Annotated in this window: 7 protein-coding genes; 1 reads left to right on the top strand and 6 read right to left on the bottom strand. The window is 64.3% G+C overall.

The window, feature by feature from the left end:
* From DBV14_RS32760 to DBV14_RS32750, 3 genes are all read right to left on the bottom strand, one after another.
* The coding region (locus tag DBV14_RS32760) for an aconitase family protein (RefSeq protein ID WP_260397314.1) at positions 1–604 on the bottom strand (604 nt) is incomplete at its 3' end.
* Positions 605–666: 62 nt separating this feature from the next.
* Positions 667–1,839: a 2-methylcitrate synthase gene (prpC, locus tag DBV14_RS32755; RefSeq protein ID WP_124466323.1), complete on the bottom strand. Its 1,173-nt coding sequence runs from the start codon at positions 1,837–1,839 to the stop codon at positions 667–669.
* The gene (locus DBV14_RS32750) at positions 1,836–2,345 is read right to left on the bottom strand and encodes an acyl-CoA thioesterase (RefSeq protein WP_311732878.1); all 510 of its coding nucleotides are present in this window, start codon (positions 2,343–2,345) and stop codon (positions 1,836–1,838) included. The genes prpC and DBV14_RS32750 overlap by 4 nt, the downstream gene beginning before the upstream one ends.
* 39 nt (positions 2,346–2,384) lie before the next feature.
* Here DBV14_RS32750 and DBV14_RS32745 point away from each other — a divergent pair, with 39 nt between their 5' ends.
* On the top strand, positions 2,385–3,806 hold the full coding sequence (locus tag DBV14_RS32745) for a short-chain fatty acyl-CoA regulator family protein (RefSeq protein WP_124466318.1): 1,422 nt from the start codon (positions 2,385–2,387) through the stop codon (positions 3,804–3,806).
* 42 nt (positions 3,807–3,848) lie between these two features.
* Here DBV14_RS32745 and DBV14_RS32740 read toward each other — a convergent pair whose 3' ends face one another.
* From DBV14_RS32740 to DBV14_RS32730, 3 genes are read right to left on the bottom strand one after another with little or no spacing between them, the layout of a single operon-like run.
* Positions 3,849–4,271: a DUF1801 domain-containing protein gene (locus tag DBV14_RS32740; RefSeq protein ID WP_124466325.1), complete on the bottom strand. Its 423-nt coding sequence runs from the start codon at positions 4,269–4,271 to the stop codon at positions 3,849–3,851.
* Positions 4,272–4,281: 10 nt separating this feature from the next.
* Entirely contained in the window at positions 4,282–4,698 is a 417-nt protein-coding gene (locus tag DBV14_RS32735; protein ID WP_124466315.1) for a GFA family protein, read from the bottom strand.
* Between the two features lie 7 nt (positions 4,699–4,705).
* The gene (locus tag DBV14_RS32730; protein ID WP_124466312.1) at positions 4,706–5,338 is read right to left on the bottom strand and encodes a hypothetical protein; all 633 of its coding nucleotides are present in this window, start codon (positions 5,336–5,338) and stop codon (positions 4,706–4,708) included.
* Positions 5,339–5,524 lie beyond the last annotated feature (186 nt).

The raw sequence follows: 5,524 nt of genomic DNA, 5'->3' as shown, positions 1-5,524 counted from the left end.
GGCTGTCGGTGCCGACCAGCGTGTCGGGGTAGGCCACGCCGTCTTTTGCGTGCACCACGGGCGACATCCGCTCCAGGTTGATCTGATGCATGATCCCGTTCCCCGGCGGAATCACCTCCATGTTCTTGAAGGCCCGCTTGGTCCACTCGATGAAGTGGAAGCGGTCTTCGTTGCGCCGGTCTTCGATGGCGCGGTTCTTCTCGAACGCATCGGGGTCGAAGCCGCCGCACTCGACCGACAGCGAATGGTCGACGATCAGTTGCACCGGCACCACCGGGTTGACCTGCGACGGGTCGCCGCCCTGCTCTGCAATGGCATCGCGCAGCCCGGCCAGGTCGACCAGCGCGGTCTGGCCCAGGATGTCGTGGCACACCACGCGCGCGGGAAACCACGGAAAGTCATGGTCGCGCCTGCGCTCGACGATCTGCGTCAGGCTCTGCGAAAGAATGGCCGGGTCGCAGCGGCGCACCAGGTTCTCGGCATGCACGCGCGAGGTGTAGGGAAGCTGGGCCCAGGCACCGGGCCGGATTGCCTCGACCGCTTCGCGGGCGTCGAAGTAATCCAGCGCCGTGCCGGGAAGGTTCTTGCGGTATTGAATATTCATGGGGCGGCGAGAGGCGTGGCTCCGGCCCGGCCGCATCGGCTCGGGCCTTGTCTGTCTTGTTTTTACCTGCGGTCCTGGATGGGGGCGAACTTCAGGTCTTCGGGGCCGGTGTAGTTTGCGCTCGGACGAATGATCTTGTTGTCGATGCGCTGCTCGATGATGTGCGCGGCCCAACCGCTGGTTCGCGCGATGACGAACAGCGGCGTGAACATCGCGGTCGGCACGCCCATCATGTGGTAGCTCACGGCGCTGAACCAGTCGAGGTTGGGGAACATCTTCTTGACCTCCCACATCACCGTTTCCAGGCGCTCGGCAATGTCGAACATCTTGGTCGAGCCCGCCTCTTTCGACAGCGATTGCGCCACGCCCTTGATGACCACGTTGCGCGGGTCGCTCACCGTGTACACGGGGTGGCCGAAGCCGATGACGACCTCCTTGGCTTCCACGCGGCGGCGGATGTCGGCCTCGGCTTCGGCGGGCGAGTCGTAGCGCTTCTGGATCTCGAAGGCCACCTCGTTCGCGCCGCCGTGCTTCGGGCCGCGCAGCGCGCCGATGGCGCCGGTAATGGCCGAGTACATGTCGGAGCCCGTGCCCGCCACCACGCGCGCGGTGAAGGTCGAGGCGTTGAACTCGTGCTCGGCGTAGAGGTTGAGCGAGGTGTGCATTGCACGCTCCCACTCGGCGCTCGGCGCCTTGCCGTGCAGCAGGTGCAGGAAATGCGCGCCGATCGAGTCGTCGTCCGTTTCCACGTCGATGCGCTTGCCCTGCGTCGACCAGTGGTACCAGTACAGCAGCATCGAGCCCAGCGAGGCCATCAGGCGGTCGGCGATGTCGCGCGCGCCCGGCACGTTGTGGTCCTCCTTCTCGGGCAGCATGCAGCCGAGCGACGAAACACCCGTGCGCATCACGTCCATCGGATGCGCGCTCGCGGGCAATTGCTCCAGCGCTTCCTTCAGGCTCGCGGGCAACCCGCGCATCGATTTCAGCTTCGCCTTGTAGGCGCGAAGCTCCGCCGCGGTCGGCAGCTTGCCGTGCACCAGCAGGTGCGCAATTTCCTCGAACTCGCAGACCTCGGCGATGTCCAGGATGTCGTAGCCGCGGTAGTGCAGGTCGTTGCCGGTGCGCCCGACGGTGCACAGCGCCGTGTTGCCGGCGGTCACGCCGGACAGCGCCACGGATTTCTTGGGCTTGAAGGCAGTGGGAGTTTCGGCTGTGGGGGTGGCGATGTCGTTCATGCTTCTTCCTTCTCTTGATGCTTTTGCTGCTCTTGATTCGCTGAATGCCCGTGATGCACATAGGCGCTGCGCACGCGCACGGGGCGGCCGTTCCTGTCGACCACCACCATTTCGAACAGCCCCTTCAGCGACGTCTTCGGCTCGCCGTCCAGCCGCTCGGCCGTGCCCGTGACGCTGACCGTGAGCGACGTGCGCCCCACCCGCGTGACCCATGCCCGCAACCGCAGCACGCTGCCCACGGGAACAGGCGCGAGGAACTGCGCGTCGCCCAGGCTGGCCATCACCACATCGGACTTCGCGAAGGCGCGGGCCGCAAGAAAAGCGGCCTTCGACATCAGCAGCAAAGCGTTGCCTCCGAACAGCGTGCCGTAGTGGTTCGCATGCTCGGGGAAGACGATTTCAGTGACCTCTGCGGCCGCGGTCTGGTTTGTCATGATTCGCAATTTACGCAAATACCTGCCCATAATGAAGGACTGAATTAGCGAATCATTGCGAATGAAAACCACGCAATTTGCAAATATTGCAAATATTCGGAGAGCCCCACGATGAGCAAGACCTTCATGGGCGTGCGGCTGCGCACGCTGCGCGCCGAGCGCGGCATGACCCAGGTGGCGCTGGCCCATGCACTCGGCCTTTCCCCCAGCTACCTCAACCAGCTCGAACAGAACCAGCGGCCACTGACCGTCGCGGTGCTGCTGAAAATCAGCAAGACCCTGGGCGTCGACGTCCAGCAGTTCTCCGAGGACGAAGAGGCGCGCCTGGTCGCCAGCATGCGCGAGGCACTGGCCGACAACCCCGGCGGCGAGGCCGTCGCGCTGCCCGAGTTGCGCGAGGTCGCGTCGCAGATGCCCGCGCTGGCGCGCGCCCTGCTCGCCCTGCACCGCCGCCACCAGGAAGCGCTGGAGCGACTGGAGGCCATGGCAACCGAGCTTGGCGACGGGCGCGGCGACGTGCCCCGCAGCCGCCCCATGCCCTTCGAGGTGGTGCGCGACTTTTTCTTTGCCCACCAGAACTACTTCGACCCGCTCGACACCGCCGCCGAATCGCTGGCGGCCGAAGCCCGGGGACATGGCGGACCGCTCACCGAATGGCTCCTGCAGCGGCTCATGAGGCAACACGGCGTGCGCGTGGTGCCCACCGACGACGACGCACTGGAGAGCCAGCGCCGCTACGACCCGGCCAACCGCGTGCTGCGCTTGTCCGCCAGCCTGGAGCCCGGCCAGCAGGCCTTTCAGTTGTCGACGCAGCTCGCGCTGCTGGAGCAGACCGCGCTGATCGAATCGCTGGTCGAGCAGGCGAACTTCGGCGATGCATCGGCCCACGCGCTCGCGCGCATCGGCCTGGCCAACTACTTCGCGGCCGCGATGCTCCTGCCGTACGGCATTTTCTTGAGCGCGGCCGAAGCGCTGCGCTACGACATCGACGTGCTCGCACGCCAGTTCGGCGTCGGCTTCGAAACCGTCTGCCACCGCCTGAGTTCGCTGCAGCGGCCGGGCGCGTCGGGCGTGCCCTTCTTTCTGATCCGGGTCGACCGCGCCGGCAATATCTCGAAGCGCCAGTCGGCCACGCACTTTCACTTTTCCAAGACCGGCGGCACCTGCCCGCTGTGGAATGTGTACGAGGCCTTTGCGCAGCCCGGCCGCATCCTGCCGCAGCTGGCGCGCATGCCCGACGGCCGCACCTATCTATGGATTGCCCGCACCGTGTCGCATGGGCAGCGGGGCTTCGGCTCGCCCAGCAAGACCTTCTCCATCGGGCTGGGCTGCGACATCCGCTATGCCCCGCGCCTCGTCTACGCCAAGGGCCTGGACCTGAAGGATCAGGACGTGCCCACGCCCATCGGCATGGGCTGCAAGGTGTGCGAACGCGTGGCGTGCCCTCAGCGGGCGTTCCCGTTCATCGGGCGGCCGCTGGACGTCAACGAGAACGAAAGCCGGTTCACGCCGTATGCGGTGGCGGACGCCTGAAGAAAAAGACGATGGCTGCGGCGAAGCGGCTCGCCCCTCTTTTCAGGAAGCCGATTTCTTCGCGGGCTTCGGCTTGACGGAACTCTTGTTCAGCGCGACCGCTGCGCGAATCAGCGCCTTGAACGCCGCCCCATCGACTTCTTCAGCTTCGTGAATGTCGATCGCACGGCGCGCGTTGCCATCGAGACTCGAATTGAAAAGACCCGCCGGATCTTTCAGCGACGCGCCCTTGGCGAAGGTGAGCTTCACCTTGTCCTTGTAAGACTCGCCAGTGCAGATGATGCCGTCGTGCGACCAGACCGGCGTGCCCATCCACTTCCACTCTTCGACGACTTCGGGGTCCGCGGCCTTGATGAGCTTGCGCATCTTGCCAAGCGTTTCGCCGCGCCAGTCTCCGAGCTCGGCGATTCTTCTCGTGATGAGTTCCGACGCCGACAGGTCCGCGCTTGTGTCCGAATTTTTCATCATGCTGCCTTCAGCTCCCGGCCGCATCGCCGACCACATGCCAGGGAGGCGCGGAGGCGAGGTGAATGTGCCGTTGCTTCGCCGGCGGTGTGAACGGCGTGTCGAGCGTACCCAGCGAAAACGATATCCACGAAGCCGCGTCGCCGTGGATGCTGTGCCACGTCAACGGAGAGCCACACATGGAACAGAAGCTCCGTGTGACGCCGGGCGACGAGTCGTGGTTGCGCATAAGTTCAGCACCGGCGGTCACCACGAGATCACCCAGCGGCACGCTGCCGTAGGTGCCAAAGGCAGCGCCGTGGGCCTTCCGGCACATGCCGCAGTGGCAATGCGAAACCGCCTTGATCTGGGAGCGAACCTCGTACGTGACCGAGCCGCAAAGGCAACTCCCCTGGAAGAGTGGCGGCGGGGTGCTTTGCGTATTCATGCGAGCGCTAGTACTGGGTCAGGTGAAAAGCCATCGACGTGTCCAGCGCTGAAACAAGCGGGCTCTTCTCTCCATCGCCGGGCTTGATCGGCACGATCGTCCGGGTGAACGCTCGCTTGCCCTGTATTTCCGTTTCGATGTAAACGATGTGCACACTGCCGCGCCCCGGATTCTCCTGCTCGGTATAAAGCGCCCGCTTGAATTCCATCGCAGCCAGTGCATTGAAAGCCTTGGCATCGACCGACGAGGTCACCACACCTGATGGCTCTGCCTTGATCTGGCCGGCAACGACAGCCCCGATGGCCCCGCCGAATGCCGCGCCCAATGCACCGCGCCGCAGTTCGGACTGAAGGTTGCGATAGACCACGAGGTGATGAATCTTGATGTCGAGCGGAGCGGCACCGTCACCCAGCTTCTCGAACGCGCGATGCTGAAAGAGACGGGTGGCGGGCGGAGCGACGGCAGTGTCCGGCACACGGTAAGTGCCATACGCATCGCTGGTGACAAGGAGACTGAATATCTCGCTTTGCTTCTCTTTTTCAGGACGCAAATCGGAGATACGGACAGGAACGGAACGCTCTATTCCCGGCACATTCACATTGGCCACTTGCGCGGCACAGCCTGAAAGCAGAACGGCCACGGCTATCAAGTACTTTCTCAATGTTCCCTCCAAGTTGTTGTCGTTTGAATGTCGCTGACAAACCGGGGATGCCAATTCGCCGTTGACCTGGGTGCAATCTTTTTGCGCGCCGAAGTGTACGGGGCATGGCGTTGGAATGCTTGCCTTTGGTGCCTTGAATTGGGGCGCGGCTGTTCAGGGCGACGC

It is taken from the genome of Variovorax sp. KBW07 (genome assembly GCF_003852515.1).
In the GTDB taxonomy this organism is placed as follows: Bacteria; Pseudomonadota; Gammaproteobacteria; order Burkholderiales; family Burkholderiaceae_C; genus Variovorax.
The sequence above is the reverse complement of the archived record's forward strand: the minus strand, read 5'-3'. Positions and strand labels throughout refer to the sequence as shown.